This is a genomic window from Ruegeria sp. N4 (assembly GCF_056531425.1).
The window spans coordinates 1-17,062 of record NZ_JBQFLT010000013.1 but is presented as its reverse complement, the minus strand read 5'-3'; the positions used below and the strand labels follow the sequence as shown (position 1 = coordinate 17,062).

14 protein-coding genes are annotated in these 17,062 nt (G+C 60.7%); 7 read left to right on the top strand and 7 right to left on the bottom strand.

Translation table 11 applies throughout. From position 1 onward, the window contains the following. Nucleotides 1–50: 50 nt before the first annotated feature. The 4 genes from gatB to pepN all read right to left on the bottom strand — a co-directional run bounded on the left by gatB (nucleotide 51) and on the right by pepN (nucleotide 6,005). Complete coding sequence (gatB, locus tag ACR0LW_RS17500) at nucleotides 51–1,562, bottom strand: Asp-tRNA(Asn)/Glu-tRNA(Gln) amidotransferase subunit GatB (protein ID WP_170622379.1); 1,512 nt, start codon at nucleotides 1,560–1,562, stop codon at nucleotides 51–53. Nucleotides 1,563–1,640: 78 nt separating this feature from the next. After that, nucleotides 1,641–2,864 (bottom strand): hypothetical protein, encoded by a 1,224-nt coding sequence (locus ACR0LW_RS17495; RefSeq protein ID WP_480883605.1) that lies wholly within the window; start codon nucleotides 2,862–2,864, stop codon nucleotides 1,641–1,643. A gap of 163 nt (nucleotides 2,865–3,027) precedes the next feature. Continuing rightward, complete coding sequence (locus ACR0LW_RS17490; protein ID WP_170452031.1) at nucleotides 3,028–3,456, bottom strand: hypothetical protein; 429 nt, start codon at nucleotides 3,454–3,456, stop codon at nucleotides 3,028–3,030. Further along, entirely contained in the window at nucleotides 3,453–6,005 is a 2,553-nt protein-coding gene (gene pepN / locus ACR0LW_RS17485; RefSeq protein WP_480883603.1) for an aminopeptidase N, read from the bottom strand. The genes ACR0LW_RS17490 and pepN overlap by 4 nt, the downstream gene beginning before the upstream one ends. 219 nt (nucleotides 6,006–6,224) lie before the next feature. On the opposite strand from pepN, the gene ACR0LW_RS17480 reads away from it, so the two are divergent. The 5 genes from ACR0LW_RS17480 (at nucleotide 6,225) to ACR0LW_RS17460 (ending at nucleotide 11,594) form a co-directional block, all read left to right on the top strand. Continuing rightward, the gene (locus ACR0LW_RS17480; RefSeq protein WP_480883601.1) at nucleotides 6,225–8,360 is read left to right on the top strand and encodes a malate synthase G; all 2,136 of its coding nucleotides are present in this window, start codon (nucleotides 6,225–6,227) and stop codon (nucleotides 8,358–8,360) included. Nucleotides 8,361–8,440: 80 nt separating this feature from the next. Next, nucleotides 8,441–8,866, top strand: coding sequence for a heme-binding protein (locus tag ACR0LW_RS17475; protein WP_170452025.1), 426 nt, complete (start codon nucleotides 8,441–8,443; stop codon nucleotides 8,864–8,866). Between the two features lie 134 nt (nucleotides 8,867–9,000). Then, a complete protein-coding gene (locus ACR0LW_RS17470; RefSeq protein ID WP_170523451.1) occupies nucleotides 9,001–9,780 on the top strand; it encodes a gamma-glutamyl-gamma-aminobutyrate hydrolase family protein in 780 nt (259 codons plus the stop codon). A gap of 540 nt (nucleotides 9,781–10,320) precedes the next feature. Next, nucleotides 10,321–10,713, top strand: a complete 393-nt coding sequence (locus tag ACR0LW_RS17465) for a hypothetical protein (RefSeq protein ID WP_480883599.1) — start codon at nucleotides 10,321–10,323, stop codon at nucleotides 10,711–10,713. Then, a complete protein-coding gene (locus ACR0LW_RS17460; protein WP_480883597.1) occupies nucleotides 10,650–11,594 on the top strand; it encodes an autotransporter outer membrane beta-barrel domain-containing protein in 945 nt (314 codons plus the stop codon). Before ACR0LW_RS17465 ends, ACR0LW_RS17460 begins: the two co-directional genes overlap by 64 nt. A 56-nt stretch (nucleotides 11,595–11,650) precedes the next feature. Here the strand turns inward: ACR0LW_RS17460 and ACR0LW_RS17455 are convergent, their stop codons facing one another. Continuing rightward, nucleotides 11,651–13,891 (bottom strand): xanthine dehydrogenase family protein molybdopterin-binding subunit, encoded by a 2,241-nt coding sequence (locus tag ACR0LW_RS17455; RefSeq protein ID WP_480883595.1) that lies wholly within the window; start codon nucleotides 13,889–13,891, stop codon nucleotides 11,651–11,653. A 3-nt stretch (nucleotides 13,892–13,894) separates the two neighbouring features. Then, complete coding sequence (locus ACR0LW_RS17450; protein WP_480883593.1) at nucleotides 13,895–14,359, bottom strand: (2Fe-2S)-binding protein; 465 nt, start codon at nucleotides 14,357–14,359, stop codon at nucleotides 13,895–13,897. Between the two features lie 99 nt (nucleotides 14,360–14,458). Between ACR0LW_RS17450 and ACR0LW_RS17445 the strand changes: the two genes are divergently transcribed. Then, complete coding sequence (locus ACR0LW_RS17445) at nucleotides 14,459–15,037, top strand: TetR/AcrR family transcriptional regulator (RefSeq protein WP_480883591.1); 579 nt, start codon at nucleotides 14,459–14,461, stop codon at nucleotides 15,035–15,037. Here the strand turns inward: ACR0LW_RS17445 and kynU are convergent. After that, nucleotides 15,030–16,223, bottom strand: a complete 1,194-nt coding sequence (kynU, locus tag ACR0LW_RS17440) for a kynureninase (RefSeq protein ID WP_480883589.1) — start codon at nucleotides 16,221–16,223, stop codon at nucleotides 15,030–15,032. The two genes, ACR0LW_RS17445 and kynU, sit on opposite strands and share 8 nt — an antisense overlap. 172 nt (nucleotides 16,224–16,395) lie before the next feature. On the opposite strand from kynU, the gene ACR0LW_RS17435 reads away from it, so the two are divergent. Beyond that, the gene (locus ACR0LW_RS17435; protein WP_170452009.1) at nucleotides 16,396–16,845 is read left to right on the top strand and encodes a methyltransferase family protein; all 450 of its coding nucleotides are present in this window, start codon (nucleotides 16,396–16,398) and stop codon (nucleotides 16,843–16,845) included. The last annotated feature ends 217 nt before the right edge of the window (nucleotides 16,846–17,062 follow it).

Sequence of the window (17,062 nt, the reverse complement as noted above, 5' to 3'; positions counted from 1 at the left end):
ACGGAGTCAAGCCGGTGGCCTGACTCCGTTCAATCCGGGTGAGCGGGGGCTTACGATCCCAGCTTTTTGCTGACCAGTTCGTTCACAGCCTTGGGGTTGGCCTTGCCGCCGGTGGCTTTCATCACCTGACCGACAAACCAGCCCGCCAGTTTCGGGTTCACCTTGGCCTTTTCGACCTGCGCCGGGTTGGCGGCGATGATCTCGTCCAAGGCGGCCTCAATGGCGCCCGTGTCCGTCACCTGTTTCATGCCGCGTTCTTCGACGATCTGCGCCGGGTCGCCGCCTTCTGTATAGACGATCTCGAACAGATCCTTGGCGATCTTGCCGGAAATGGCGTCCGAGGCGATCAGGTCGATGATGCCACCCAACTGCGCAGGCGAAACCGGCGAGTCGGTGATCTCGTGATCTTCTTTCTTCAATCGGCCGAACAGCTCGTTGATGACCCAGTTCGCGGCCAGCTTGCCGTTGCGGCCCTGAGCGACCTCTTCGAAATAGGCGGCGCTTTCGACCTCGGCCGTCAGAACGGATGCGTCATAATCGGTCAGGCCAAACTCGCTGATGAAGCGTGCCTTTTTGTCGTCGGGCAGTTCGGGCAGCTTGGCGGCAATGTCGTCGACCCACGCCTGTTCGATTTCCAAAGGCAGCAGGTCAGGGTCGGGGAAATAGCGGTAGTCATGTGCCTCTTCCTTGGACCGCATTGAGCGTGTCTCGCCCTTGTCCGGGTCATACAGACGGGTTTCCTGATCGACCTTGCCACCCGCTTCGACGATGGCGATCTGGCGGCGGGCCTCAACCTCGATCGCCTGCTGGATAAAACGCATCGAGTTCATGTTCTTGATCTCGCAGCGCGTGCCCAGATGCGAGAAATCCTGTGTTTCCTGATACTTCTCATACGCGCCCGGCAAGCAGATCGAGACGTTCACGTCCGCCCGTAGGTTGCCGTTCTGCATGTTACCGTCGCAGGTGCCCAGATACCGCATGATCTGGCGCAACTTGGCGATATAGGCGGCGGCCTCTTCAGGGCCACGAATATCGGGGCGGCTGACAATCTCCATCAGGCAAACGCCCGTGCGGTTCAGGTCGACAAAGGACATATGCGGGTCCATGTCGTGGATCGATTTACCCGCGTCCTGCTCCATATGGATACGTTCGATGCGGACCATGCGCGCGGTACCGTCGCCCATTTCAACCAGCACTTCGCCTTCGCCCACGATGGGGTGATACAGCTGGGAAATCTGATAGCCCTGCGGCAGGTCGGGGTAGAAATAGTTCTTGCGGTCGAACGCCGATTTCAGATTGATATCCGCCTTCAGGCCCAACCCGGTGCGCACGGCCTGTTCCACGCAGAACTCGTTGATCACCGGCAGCATCCCCGGCATCGCCGCGTCCACAAAGGCCACGTTTGCGTTCGGCTCGGCCCCGAATTGGGTCGATGCGCCGGAAAACAGCTTGGCATTGGACGAGACCTGAGCGTGCACCTCCATCCCGATCACCAGTTCCCAATCGTGCTTGGCCCCGGCAATGGTTTTGACTTTGGGCATATCGTATGTCAGGTCGAGCATGGCGCGCCTCATATCCGCAGAAATCTAGACCAGCGTATTATGCCCGGCGCGCCAAAGGGGCAAGGGGGAAGGCGCGATTCAGTGCTGCGAAAACCGCAGGCCGGTCGGAGTGAAGGTCACATCCTTGCCGCTGCCCAGCTCATCCCGGAAGAAATCGCCAATCGCTCGCAAAGCATCGCGCTGTCCGCGCGCGGCGAACCGCTCGGGTGAGTTGATGCGGACCGAGTTGTTAAATCCGGCCGCCGCATGGGCCCAGATCAGCGGGTGAAGCTCGGTCAGGTGATCGCGGATCAGCCAGTTTGCAGCCTCGCGCATCTGGCTGCGCACCAGATCGGCCTGTTCGTTCAGGCCCAGCCCGTTTTGCAGCGTGATCGCGCAATAGGCGGACAGCATGTTGACCATCTGCTGATCGGGTCGCCGTTGCAGGATATCCCGCAGACCTTCCAGGAAATACTCGACATCCAACCGCGCGCAGGCCTCTTCGTCCAGCGCGATGGCGTCGAACTGAACCCAGGTATAACCACCTGCGCCCCATGTCTTATGGGTCCGGGCAGCGTTGCGCAGGGCCTGAATTTCCAGTTCCTCATAACTTCCAAACCAACGGGGCAGCAGGTGACTGCCCATCGCGCGCATGTGGCGCTGATTATTCGGGTCCAAGGTGATCAGGCGTTCATATTCATCCGCAACCCGCGCCGTCGCCTTGCGTTGACCGGCCAGCAAGGCACATGCCGCAGCCGCGATCAGCGGGCTGTTGGGGGCGGCGGCTTTGCAATCCGGCAGGATTTGCGCCGCCCGGTCGAAATGCGCCGCACAGCGCGACCGATGCAGCGGCGGCAGGGTCGCATCCGCCGCGTTTCCGCGCCACGCCCATGCGATGTCGATATGGGCCAGCGCCACGACCAGAGCGATCATCGGGTCGTCGGGATTGTCGCGCAATTCGGATTCCAGATCTGAAATGCCACCCAGAAGGTCGTAATCCGAAATCGGTTTGCCGTCGGACAGGGCATGTTCTGCCGCCAGCACCACGTCGGAACGCGCGCCAAAGGCCAAAAGATCGGCGATTGGCATCCCGTCCGGGGCCGTCTTGCGCGCGTCATCAGCGGCACGCATTTCCTTGGACAGTTCAGACCAACGATCCTGACGCGCCAGATGGCGGCCACGCTCGATCGTTTCGCGCCCGACCATGTCCTCGGGGCCCAATTTGGCGACGGGAATATTCAGCTGACCCTGCTCGGGCAAGGCCGCAGCCAAGGCGGACGTTGCGCTGAAATCAGACGCGGTTTGGGGTTTGGAAGCTGTCAATCGGGCAGAAAGCGCCCGTGCAAACCAGAACATGGTAGAACTCGAAAACTTAAAAACTGGTAACGTACGACTCAAAATTGGCCGGAAACTGCGGCTATTTCAAGTTAAATGCTCGTTACCTTTTATGAATTCTGCGCAATCTTGCATTGTTGCACGGATCGTTTCAGAAAACGGTAAAATGGTGGCGTTTGACGCGAAAACCGGCCTGTTCCAGCACGGTTTCGAATGCGCGATGCGGTGGAATCGACTCATCCGGCAGGCGGACCTTTTTGTCCGAGTGCAGAACCAGTGAGACGCGGACCGAGAAATCCCAGCGCGTGTCAAAGCGGATGTATTGGATTTCATCCAAGGCCATTTCGCCCTGTCTTTTGCCTGAAAACCAGCGCAGGCGATGCTGATCCAGTTGAACGCCGGCGCTGCTGTCCTGAACGACGTCCCAGATGGCGGGCAAGGTCGCAAGGGACAGCAACCCAACGATCCACCACACCGCGTCAAACAGGATGATCAGCGACAGCAAAGCGGCATAGACGCCGATCAGAATCAGGATCGTGCGTGGATTCCGGTTGTGCCGCGTGAACGTGTAGGTCGTCATGCGCCCAGAATGCGCGACACCATCTCGGTCGTGTCGCGTGACAGGTCTGGTGCCTCGGAAATGCGGGTCAGATGCGCGCGGATCAGGTCCTGACGGTCTGCGTCGTATCGCCTCCAGGTCTGGAAGGCCGAACACATGCGCGCGGTGGTCTGTGGATTCACCGGGTCCAGGCGAATGAGCCAATCGGCCAGCAAGCGATACCCTGCGCCATCGGCCTGATGAAACCCGGCATGGTTCATCGCCAGCCCGCCCATCACAGCGCGGAAGCGGTTGGGGTTTTTCCAATTGAAATCAGCGTGCTGTGTTAGCGTTTGGGCGGTTTTTGGCGTTGCCTCGGGCGCGGCCATCGCGACTTGCAGGCCGAACCATTTGTCAATCACCAGACGGTCATGCTGCCACTGATCATAGAACGCGGCCAATTCGGCCTCGCCCTTGCGGGCGCGCAACAGGCAGGACAGGGCCGAAAGTTGCAGGGTCATGTTGTCCGATTGGGCATAGGCCTCTGCCGCCATCGCGCCGCCGTCCAACCGCGTGGTTAGGGCCAAAGCCGCACCTCCCAGCGCGCGCTTGCCGGATTGTTCCGCATCCGGCTTGTAGGGCGTGTCCACCAAAGCCTCGCTGTGCAGGCGGGGCAGCAGGTCTTGCAGATGCTGTGCTGTGGCCTGCCGCAGGGTCTCGGTCGCGGTCCAGATTGCCATCGGGTCGGGCGTCTCGGCCCGTTCATACAAAGCCGCCGCCAGTTCGGATTGCGTGGGCAGGCCCAGCATCAACGCGCGGTAGGCCGGGTCCAGATCGCCATCGCGTAACACCGCCAGCAAACCATCCAGGTAATCGGCATCCGGCACCGCCTCATCCGAGATCATCCGCAGCAACGTATCCTCGGCCAGCGCGCGCCCCGCCTGCCAGCGGTTGAACGGGTCGGTATCATGGGCCAGCAGAAACGCCCGTTCGGCATTCGAGTGATCTTGTTCCAAGATCACCGGGGCCGAGAAATCGCGCAGGATCGAGGGCACGGGTTTGGCCGCCAGACCGGTCAAGGTAAAACTCTGCTCGGCCTCGGTCAGTTCTAGCACCTCGGTTGCGCGGACCTCATCGCCATTGGGGCCAAGCAGGCCCACGGCGACGGGGATCACCTGCGGTTCTTTGGTGTCCTGACCCGGCGTGGGTTCGGTGCGCTGGCGCAACGTCAGGGTATAGGCGCCATCTTCCCAATGTTCGGCAACCGATACCCGAGGCGTTCCGGATTGGCTGTACCAGCGCTTGAACTGGGTCAGATCGCGGCCTGTTGTGTCCTCGAACACCTTGATCCAATCCTCGATGGTGCAGGCCTGCCCGTCATGGCGGTCGAAATACAGGTCCAGCGCCTTGGCGTAGGCTTCGTCGCCAACCAGCCGTTTCAGCATGCCGATCACCTCGGCGCCTTTCTCATAGACGGTCGCGGTGTAGAAGTTGTTAATTTCCTGAAAGCTTTCTGGTCTCACCGGATGTGACAGCGGCCCGTTATCCTCGGGGAATTGCCGCGCGCGCAGGTCGATGGCGTCGTGGATGCGCTTCACCGGGGCCGAACGCATGTCGGACGTGAATTGGGCGTCACGAAACACTGTCAGCCCCTCTTTCAGGCACAGCTGAAACCAGTCGCGGCAGGTGATGCGGTTGCCGGTCCAGTTGTGGAAATACTCATGCGCGATGATCGCCTCGATCCGTTCGAAATTCACATCGGTCGAGGTTTCCGGGCTGGCCAGAACGGCCGAGGAGTTGAAGATGTTCAGTCCCTTGTTCTCCATCGCGCCCATGTTGAAATCGTCCACGGCGACGATGTTGAACACATCCAGATCGTATTCGCGGCCATAGACGTCCTCGTCCCATTTCATCGACTTTTTCAGGGCTTCCATGCCAAAGGCGCATTTGCCTTCGTCGCCGGGGCGGACCCAGAGGTTCAGATCCACGTCGCGGCCCGACATGGTGGTGAAACGGTCGGAATGCGCGATCAGGTCTCCTGCTACCAGCGCGAACAGGTATGCGGGCTTGGGCCATGGGTCGGTCCATTCGGCCCAACCTTCGCCCTTGCCGGACGGATTGCCGTTGGACAGCAGCACAGGCAGGTCGCCATTGATGCGTACGGTGAAGGTGGACATCACGTCGGGGCGGTCGGGGTAATAGGTGATCTTGCGAAACCCTTCGGCCTCGCATTGCGTGCAGTACATGCCGTTCGACATATACAGCCCTTCCAGCGCGGTGTTGTTGCCGGGGTCGATCTCAACCTCGGATTCCCAGATGAATGGAGCATTCGGGGCAGCGGCGGTCAGACCCTTGTCGGTGAGTTTGGGCGTGACATCGACACCGTCAATGGCGGCGCGGATCAGGGTCAGGTCTTCGCCATGCAGGAAAAACGTGCGGTCGGTGGCCTCGGGGTTTGGCCGGAATGCAATGCGCGAGGTGACGCGGGTGGCGTGATCAGCCAGATCAAAAGTCAGATGCACATTGTCCACCAGATAGCCGAAGGGCGCATAGTCTTTCAGATAGATCGTTGTGGGGGCGGCGTCGCGCATCGGGGGCCTCGCATCGGTTCGTGTCTGGCGCGACGTTAGGGGCTGCGCCGCCGGGCTGCAAGCGGGGTGGCGTCGGCCATCCGGGGCTCGGGTTTCGGTTTGATCTGGTGCGTGTGGTGGGTTTGGGGGATGAATTTCCCAACAAGAGTTGCCTATCGGAAACATCCGTCCTAATTGAGGACGGCATACAGTGGCGTACAAAAGCGGGAGAAATGGTAGATGAGCAGCAGAGAAACCCGGAGCGGCCTGCAGATCTCCGCAGAGTTGACAGGTTTTATCGAGGGTCAGGCGCTGCCGGGAACGGGTGTGTCGCCGGAAACATTCTGGTCCGGCCTGTCCCGAATGGTCGAAGAGTTGGGGCCGAAGAACAAGGCGCTGCTGGCCAAACGCAACGAGATTCAGGGCCGTATCGACGGCTGGCATCTGGCGAATATCGGTCAGGATCATGACGCCGCCGCCTATCAGGCTTTCCTGCGCGAGATCGGCTATCTGGTCGAAGACGGCGCGGCGTTTCAGATCGAAACCACCAATGTCGATCCCGAGATCGCGCTGACCCCCGGCCCGCAGCTGGTGGTGCCGATCACCAACGCCCGCTTTGCGCTGAACGCCGCCAATGCGCGATGGGGCAGCCTCTATGATGCGCTGTACGGCACCGACGCGATGGGCGATCTGCCCGGAGGTGGCGGGTACGATACCGAGCGCGGCGCCCGCGTGATCGCCTGGGCCAAGTCGTTTCTGGATGACGCCGTGCCACTGGCCGAAGGGTCGTGGGCGGATGTTACCGGCCCGCGTGTTGCGGGCGGTACGCTGGTGCCCGCTCTGGCCAACCCGGCGGGCTTTGTGGGCTTTGGTGGCGCTGCGGACGCTCCCAAATTTGTGCTGCTGAAGAACAACGGCCTGCACATTCAGATCATGATCGACCCAACCAGCAATATCGGGGCGACGGACCCTGCCGGGATCGCGGATATGCGTCTGGAATCTGCGTTGTCCACGATCATGGACTGCGAGGACTCGGTCGCCTGTGTCGATGCGGCGGACAAGGTGGTGGCCTATAGCAACTGGCTGGGTCTGATGAAGGGCGACCTGACCGAAGAGGTCACAAAGGGCGGCAAGACCTTTACCCGTAAATTGGCGGTCGACGTGGGTTACACCACCGCTGGGGGAGAGCAGGCAACGCTGAAGGGCCGCTCGCTGATGTTGGTGCGCAATGTAGGTCACCTGATGACCAACCCCGCCGTACTGGACGGTGAGGGGAACGAGATCGGTGAAGGGCTGATGGATGCGCTCTGCACTACGCTGATCGCGATGCATGACCTCAAGCGCGAGGGCGGGAACTCGGTCGCAGGGTCGGTCTATGTGGTCAAACCCAAGATGCATGGCCCGGATGAAGTGGCCTTCTCGGTTGAGATTTTCGACATGGTCGAAGACATTCTGGGCCTGCCGCGCAATACGGTGAAGCTGGGCATCATGGATGAGGAACGCCGCACGTCGGTGAACCTTGGCGAGTGTATTCGGGCTGCGAAATCGCGGGTGGCCTTCATCAATACCGGGTTCCTTGATCGGACGGGGGATGAGATCCACACCTCGATGGAGGCTGGCCCGATGCTGCCGAAAGGCGACATCAAGAACACGCCGTGGATTGCGTCCTATGAGGATCGCAATGTCGATATCGGCCTGGCCTGCGGCCTGAAAGGCAAAGCACAGATCGGTAAGGGCATGTGGGCGATGCCGGATCGGATGGGCGACATGCTGGAGGCCAAGATCGGCCATCCGCAATCCGGTGCCACCTGCGCCTGGGTGCCGTCACCAACTGCCGCGACCCTGCACGCGACGCATTATCATAAAGTCAGTGTCCTGGACCGTCAGGACGAACTGGCCGCTGGTGGACCCCGTGGCACGCTGGAGGATCTGCTGACCATCCCGCTGCTGGGTGGGCGCAACCTGAGCGCGGATGAGATCACCCGCGAGATCGAGAACAACGCGCAGGGTATTCTGGGCTATGTGGTACGCTGGGTCGATCAGGGTGTGGGCTGTTCGAAAGTGCCGGATATCAACGATATCGGCCTGATGGAGGACCGTGCGACCTGTCGGATTTCGTCTCAGGCACTGGCCAACTGGTTGCACCACGACGTGGTGAGCGAAGAACAGGTCATGGCGGCGATGCGGAAGATGGCTGCCGTGGTGGATCGCCAAAACGCGGATGATGTGGCCTATGTTCCCATGGCACCCGGCTTCGACGGTGTTGCTTTCCAGGCCGCTTGCGATCTGGTTTTCAAGGGCCGCATTCAGCCTTCGGGCTATACCGAGCCGGTTCTGCATGCGCGGCGGTTGGAATTCAAAGCCAGCCGGGGCTAGGCGGCAATGGCGGGAACGAGGGGGCTGTCTGCCCCCTCGTGTCCCCAATGATATTTTTGGCCAGATGAAAGGGATCAGGTATGGGCATTTCCTTGCGCAAGGCGCGCACCATCATTCGTAAGGCTCTGGAAAAGGGGCATGAGATGGAGCTGAAGCCTCTGTCCGTTGTGGTTCTGGACGCGGGCGGCCATGTCATTGCTTTTGAGCGCGAGGATGGCGCGGCCCCCGGTCGGTTCGCGATTGCGCAGGGCAAGGCCTATGGTTCGGTCATGCTGGGCATGGCGGGGACGGCGCAGATGCAACGGGCCGAGGCGCAGGCCTATTTCATGGCCTCGGTGAACGGCGCCTATGGCGGTCAGGTCATTCCTGTGCCGGGCGGCATTCTGTTGCGGGACAAGAAGGGCGCTGTGATTGGCGCGGTTGGCGTGACCGGCGATACCTCGGACAACGACGCCGTGGCGGGCATGGCCGGGATCGAGGCCGCCGGGTTGACCGGGGAGATCTGATCAACCGGTCGCATGGTTACGCTTGTGCGCAGTTGAACATTGCGTTGCGCTGTCATGCAGGGCGTGTTCTGTTGCACGTTCCCAAGTCTGCCGTTAGCGTCCATTCCAATCAGTGCAACAGCAAGGACATTGGAATGGCGCGGCCCGTCGTAGGCATCATTGGCAACTCTTACCTGATGAATGATCAATACCCGACCCATGCGGGCGGGACGATGAATTCGGATGCCGTGGCCAATGTCTCGGACTGTTTGCCACTGCTGATCCCGGCGGATCCGCGGTTTGTCTCAGTCGATGAGCTGCTTGAGACATGTGACGGGTTTCTGCTGACCGGTGGTCGCCCCAACGTGCACCCCGAGGAATATGGCGAGCCCGCAACCGACGCCCATGGCGATTTCGACCGGGCGCGGGATGCGATCACCTTGCCGCTGGTGCGCGCCTGTGTAGAGCGTGGTCAGCCTTTCTTGGGCATTTGCCGCGGGTTTCAGGAGGTCAACGTGGCCATGGGCGGTACGCTGTATCCCGAGATCCGGGACCTGCCGGGCCGGATGAACCACCGGATGCCGCCGGATGGTACGCTGGAGGAGAAATTCGCCTTGCGCCATGTGGTGACGCTGACCGAACGTGGCGTTTTCCACGACCTGTTTGGTGCTTCCGAGGTGATGACCAATACGTTGCACGGGCAGGGGATCAAGACCGTCGGCCAGCGGGTTGTGATCGATGGTCACGCACCGGATGGCACGCCAGAAGCGATGTATATCAAGGATGCGCCGGGCTTTACGCTGTCCGTGCAGTGGCATCCGGAATGGGATGCGGTCAACGATCCGGTGTCGCGCCCGTTGTTCGAAGCCTTTGGGGCGGCTGTACACTTGTGGAGTTGCGGCCGCAAAACAGGTGCCTTTCAGAAATCGGCCTGATACGCATCGGGCGTTTGCATATCCGCCACATTCTCAAATTTAGATTTTATTGTAGCCAATTTGGCTTGCCTGGCCGTGTTTGCGCCTGAGAGGCTTGGGCCATCGTGCTTTGCCTTGGGCCGTTTGCCCGAAACGCAACTTTGGGGCCTGATATGCGACGACCTTTAAAGCGGATGCGGCGGTACTCTGGTCTTTTTATGGCCGCGTGTTTTGCGACTTTTGGAATTGCCGCTGATGTAGCGGCGCAGCAATGCGGTTCTTTGGGTGAGTTACTTTATATCGGTCGCACCCCGAACTCGGCGTCATCCGTTTGGCTATCCGCGACAGGGCAAGGAAATTTCCGTCTTGAAGCCGCGCAGCGCAACACAACGGTCGATACATGGAGCAGGTCACGCAGTGGCGTTCATCTGAGTTTTTCACCTTTTGTGTCGAACGGAAACGGCGGCGTGCATCGGCTGTTCGAGGTAGGCGGAGCCCCAAACGGTCGCGATTGTTTGATCGACACTCAAAACCAACAAAGAAATTGGAGCTTGCCCGGTGGTGGCGGTAGCTCTGGTGGCAGCAACGGCGGGTCCGGTGGAGGGAACGGTAGCGGCGGTTCCGGCGGCAGCAGTGGTGGAACCGGTGGCGGCAGTGGTGGCTTCGGTGGCGGAAGCAGCGGTGGCGGCTTTGGCGGCGGAAGCGGCGGCTTTGGCGGCGGCAGTAGTAGTGGTGGAACCGGTGGCAGCAGCGGCGGCACCGGCAGCAGCAGCGGTGGCGGCACTGGTAGCAGCAGCGGTGGCACTGGCAGCAGCGGCGGAACGGGTGGTTTCGCGGGGAGTTCTGGCGGATCTGGCGGGTTTCCCGGAGGTGGGTCGACAGCGGTCGTTGTGCCGCGTACGCAGCCCGGCTCATCTGGTGGTGGAACCGGCGTTGCCCGAGCGGAATGTGTAAACGCGGCGACAGGCAAGCTGGATTCCGCGCTATGTGACCCTCAAGTTGTTCCTATTGTTGCCGGGCCGCCATTGACGGAAGGCCGGGATCTTGCGCCGCCATCGCCATGGAACGTCTGGACGGATTTCTCCTACACGGAAATCGAGGATACGCGCGGCGTCAATGAGGTTGATGTCAATGACAGGTATTTCGCTGCTGGTATCGATCGGCTGGTACGAGAGGATCTGGTGATTGGCTTTCAGGTCGAGATGGAAAGTATTGATGTCGAAGGTTTTGAAGGCCAGTTCACGCAAGACACCCAAGGATTCGCGGCCGGTCCCTATTTCGCCTGGCGCATGTCAGACCGATGGGTCCTCAATGGCTTGGCAACGTTCGGCGAGTTTTCAACAGATGTCGGTGTGCTTGAGCTGAGCGGCGATTTCGACCGTACGCGATGGCGCGCCAATCTGGAAGCTATTGGCCAATACGAGGCCGGACCATATCTGATCAGGCCATCTATTGCCTTTGATTACTATAATTACAGTGCTGAAGATTACGATCTGACCGGCACGGTTCTGGGCCAGCCTACCAACATAATCGGCGAGGTTGCCAAAGTCAGATACAGTGCCCTGACGCCGGAGTTGGAGGTGAGCAGGCCGTTTGTCACGTCGCGGTCCGTTGTATCTCCGTTTGCGTCGCTCAGCGCAACCTATTGGTTCGAGCGGGACGAAATTGGGGTCAGCGCAACATCGCAGTCAGATGTGACATGGGCTACGCGTATCGGTGTACGGGGAAGAGCCAGCGAGGCCGTTTTCCTGGAAGCCACCCTGGGGTATCTGGGTCTGTTCGAGGATGATTTGGATGCGACCGAGGCATCCATCTTCCTGTCGGTCAATTTCTGACTGTGTCGAGGGCAGATTGATCCCCGGCCCTGTACGGACAGGAGCGGGGTGTTCGCTCAGATCAGCAGATTGAACTGCTTCATCAACGGCAGGGTGCGGGCGCGTTCGCCGGTCAGGTCGAACAGTGCGTTGCCTAGTGCTGGCATTGAGGGGGGCGTGCCGGGCTCGCCCGCGCCGCCCATATGACGGTTGGTTTCCAGCACGCGCACCTCGACCTGCGGTGCTGTGTGCATGCGGATCGCGTCGTAGTCGGGGAAGTTGTACTGCTCGACCTCGCCTTCGGCAAAGGTGATCTCGCCGTAACAGGCCGCCGACAGGCCATACATCATGCCGCCAAACATCTGGGCCTTGACGTTTTCCGGGTCCAGCGCCAGCCCCATGTCGCAGGCGATCCACGCCTTGTTGATGCGGATGGTGCCGTCTTCGTCGACCACTTCGATGACCTGAGCCACAGGTGTTCCGAAGCTGTAGGTAAAGGCCACGCCGCGCCCGACGCCGTTGGGTGTTTGACCCGTCCAGCCGGACATTTCTTTCACTGCTTCCAGGCAACCGGCCGAGGGTGCATGTTCACCCTTCATCAACTCCAGCCGGAATTCCAGCGGATCGCGGCCAGCGGCGTGGGCCAGTTCGTCCATGAAGGTTTCATGAAAAAACCCGTTATGGCTGTTCCCGACCGAGCGCCAGAAGCCCACGGGGACATTCAGACCGGCGATATGGCCGCTCATGCGATAGTTCGGAACGGCGTAGGGCTGGTTAAAGAACCCTTCGACCAGCACCTTGTCCGGACCCGCGCCGGGAAGGCCGGTGTAGCGCCCGACCGCCTGCTGCGTGCAGGATTGTGCCGCCACTTGACCGTCGATCAGAACTGCCTTGCCGTCCTGAACCGCGCCCCGCATCCGGGCGATAGCGCCGGGGCGGAAATAGTCGTGGCGCATGTCTTCTTCGCGGCTCCAGGTGGTTTGCACCGGGGTTCCGGGCATGGCCATGGCAACCTTGGTGGCGATCTCGCCAAAGTCCAGCTCTCCGCGCCGACCGAATCCGCCACCCAGATAGGTGGTGTGAATCTGCACCTGCTCGGTCTCAAGCCCAGCAGTGTTGGCGACGCGGAACTGGATCAGGGTCGGGGCCTGGTTGCCGCACCACAGTTCCAGCGCGTCTCCGGTGTAAAGCGCAGTGGCGTTCATCGGCTCCATCGTCGCGTGGGCAAGGTAGGGCAGCTGGTATTCCGCCGTGATCTCGGTTGCGCCTTCGGGGGTGACGCTGACATCGCCGTCGTCGCGCATGGTCGAGTTCGGTGAGTCGTCAAAGGCCTCGGCGATCTTGGCGAAAATGCCATCGGTGTCGGGTGGGTAAGGGGCGTCGCCCCAGTCGACCTCGATGGCCTCGACCGCCTGATTGGCGAGCCAGGTGTTGTTGGCAATGACCGCAACGCCGGTGCCCAGATCGACGATCTGTTCGACGCCGGGCATGGATTTTGCGGTGCTGTCATCAAAGCCGTTCATCGCTCCGCCCAGTTTGGGGTTCATACGAACGGCGGCGAATTTCATGCCGGGCAGGCGCACATCGACGCCGAATTCAGCGGTGCCGGTGGCCTTTTCCACCATATCCAGACGTGGCTGGGTCTGACCCAGATAACGCCATTCGGACGGATCGCGCAGGGGCACCTCGACCGGCTCCAAACCGGCGGCGTCCATCGCAAGCTCGGTATAGGCGATCTTGTCGCCATTGGGGGCGATCACATGGCCCGAAGCGGTTTGCAACTGCGAAGGATCAACGCCCAGCCGGTCCGCCGCAGCCCGTTTCAGCGTCTCACGCGCCGATGCCCCGGCCTGACGCATCCGTTCGAATCCGTCCTTCATCGAGGTCGAACCGCCGGTGACCTGCAGGCTGAGTGTTCTGCCCAGAACGCCCAGAGCCTCGCCCAGGTTGTGCTGGAAATTCGAGATATCGTAGCCCTTGTTGGGCAGACCTTCGCCAATCAGGGCCGAGTTGTAATAGGCCGCCGCTGCAGGGCCGTGCAGAACGGTGATCTGGTCCAGATCGACGTCCAGTTCCTCGGCAATCAACGCGGCCCAGGTGGTTTGCACGCCCTGTCCCATTTCGGCGCGGGGGGCAAACAGCGTCACGCCGTTCTGGTCGATCAGGATGAACGGGTTCAGCGCGGCCTCGCCGTCGCCGGGTTTCAGCGGGTTGGCGGCGGGCCGGGTGACGTAATAGGCCCCGAAGGCCACGCCGCCAACAATTGCGGCAGACCCGATCAGGAAGGTGCGGCGCAGGATTTTTCCAACTTTGCCCATAACTTACGCCTCCTTCAACTTGCCAGCAGCGTCGTGGATCGCTGCACGAATGCGGGGGTAGGTGCCACAGCGGCACAGGTTGCCCTGCATCGCCTCGTCAATGTCAGTGTCCGTGGGCGAGGGGTTTTCGGCCAGCAATGCCGCCGCCTGCATGATCTGCCCGGACTGGCAATAGCCGCATTGCGCCACCTGATGGTCAACCCAAGCCTGCTGGATCGCCGACATCGCCGTGGGGCTGCCGATGCCTTCGATCGTGGTCACATCGCCCCAGACATCAGACAGGGCGACCTGACAGGATCGAACAGCCTCGCCATCGATATGAACCGTGCAGGCCCCGCAGGCGGCCACGCCGCAGCCGAATTTGGTGCCGGTCAGGCCGACCTCGTCCCGCAAAACCCAAAGCAGGGGGACGTCATCAGGCAGGTCAACCTGATGCGCTGTTCCGTTGATTTTCAGGGTGGTCGCCATGGCACACCTCTCGCTCGCTGTGGCAGTTTCTGACATAATTGGTGAAAAGTGTCAGTGTGTCAATTGACAAAATAGACGAAAACTGTCAGAGCTTCGGAAATGAAGGATTCAAGTGAAGACAAGCGGCAAAAGGCCATCCTGGACTCGGCGTTTCAGGCGTTTTCCAGCTATGGCTTCCGCAAGACCTCGATGGATGACATAGCGCGCGGCGCTGGAATGTCCCGTCCTGCTGTCTATCTGCACTACAAGAACAAAGAGGCGATTGTTCGCGAGCTGACGCAACTGCATTACGCAGAGAAGATTGCCGCCGTGGCCAAGGCTCTGGCGGTCGAAGGATCGGTTTCGGACGTCCTTGCGTCAGCGGTCAGGGCACAAATGGATGGTATGGCGGCTATTCTGGCCTCGCCCCATGGGGTCGAAATGCTGGATACGACCAAATCCATGTCGACCGACATTGTCGAACAAGGTGAAGCAGATCTGACCGATCTTTTCGCCGCCTGGCTGACCAGGATGCAAGCCGAAGGCCGCGCGCAAATCTTCGCCGCGCCGCATGAGACGGCCACGACCATTACAGCAAGCCTGAAGGGCATCAAGCTGACCTCATCCAGTGCCCAGGATTTTGAACAGCGCATTGCCCAGTTGGCGGCGTTGATCGGGGCTGGGTTGGAGGTCAAGTAACCCGCTGGCGGATCTTGTACTCGGGCCGGTCCCAAAGCCGGTTGCTCATGATATCCGCCAGAATTTCGACGGCCCGATCCACGTCCCCTTCATCGATATAAAGCGGAGTGAACCCAAAGCGCATGATGTCCGGGGCCCGGAAATCTCCGATCACGCCACGGGCAATAAGCGCCTGCATCGCGGCATAACCGTCGGAGAACCGGAATGAGATCTGGCTGCCGCGCTGGGCCGGATCACGGGGGCTGGCAAGTTCCAGATCGGGGCAGGTGGCCTCGACGCCGGCAATGAAGCGTTGGGTCAGTTCAATGGACTTGGTGCGAACATCCACCATCTCGGTCATGTCCCAGATGTCCATCGCTGCCGACAGGGCGGTCATCTGAATAACCGGCGGAGTCCCGACCCGCATCCGTTCGATCCCGGCACCGGGGCGATAGTCCAGATCAAAGGCGAAAGGGGCCTCGTGCCCCAACCAGCCGGACAAGGCCGGGCGCACCTGGTCTGAAAGGCGCGGCGCGACGTAGATAAAGGCAGGCGCGCCCGGTCCGCCGTTGAGATATTTATACGTGCAACCCACGGCGAAATCGGCATTGCACCCGGCCAGATCCACCGGGATCGCACCTGCCGAATGCGCCAGATCCCAAACCGTCACCACGCCTTTGGCATGGGCCTGGTCGGTCAGCGCCTTCATGTCATGCATCCGCCCGGTGCGGTAATCGACCTCGGTCAGCATCAGAACGGCGATCTCATCCGTGATCGCTTCGGCCACCTGTTCGGGCTCAACCACGCGCAGTTCGTAGTCCGCGCCGAGCGATCGCAACAGCCCGTCGGCCATATACAGATCGGACGGGAAGTTGCCATTGTCCGACAGCACAACCCGGCGGTCCGGGTTCAGTTCCAAAGCCGAGGCAACCGCCTGATAAACCTTGATCGATAACGTGTCGCCGACAACAACGCTGCCCGGTTCGGCCCCGATCAGTCGCCCGATCCGGTCGCCCAGACCCGCCGGCATCCCCATCCAACCGGCCTTATTCCAGCCCGTGATCAGCATCTGGCCCCATTCGTCGGACATCATGGCCTGAACCCGGTCCGCCGCCCCTTTTGGTACAGGCCCCAAAGAGTTCCCGTCCAGATAAACCATACCGTCGGGCAGCGTGAACATGGCCTTGGTTGCGGCGAAATCAGTCATGGCAGCTCACTTTTTCGTTTCAAAGTCGCGGGTTACCTTGGGCGTAAACGATCCCCGCCGCCCTGTCCATTGATGCGACATACTGGGGTTTTGCTATTTTGGCCTGAAAACGATAGGACAGCGCCCAGAAACGACACGTGCCCTTACGTGGCGTCAGCTTTCGAGGATCGCAATGCGCTGGATTGATGTTCCCCCTGTTTGGCTTGCAGGTTTTGTCCTGCTGGCCTGGCTGCAGGCGCGGTTCCTCAGCTTTGGTCTGTCGCTTGACGGAGGGCTGACCGATCTGATCAGCGGAGTGCTGATCGGCGGCGGCATCCTTCTGGCGGTCCTGGCCGTTGTCGAGTTTCGGCGGCATCAGACCACCGTCATCCCCCATGGAACACCCAGCGCGATGGTGCAGTCCGGCATCTACAAACGCAGTCGCAACCCGATCTATCTGGGCGACGTTCTTATTTTGGCAGGGCTGATCCTGCGGTTCGACGCGGTCGTGTCGCTTGCCCTTGTCCCGATCTTTGTCTGGGTGTTGGAGCGGCGCTTCATTCTGCCCGAAGAAGACCGGCTGCGCCGCACCTTTCGCGCTGATTTCGCCCGCTACGAACGCAAGACACGGCGCTGGGTTTAGGAGGGGGCGGCAATGACACAACGTAACAAATGCTGCGCTTGCGAAATAAAATTGCGCGAGATACACGTTTTCTTAACAATCAATACCGAGGACCTGCTCGGCCTTGGAACCACGGGAGATTGCCAGTGAAAATAGGCACACCAAGAGAGATATATGAGGGTGAGAATCGGGTTGCGATGACGCCTGAGTCTGCGGTTCAGTTGCAGAAGCTGGGGTA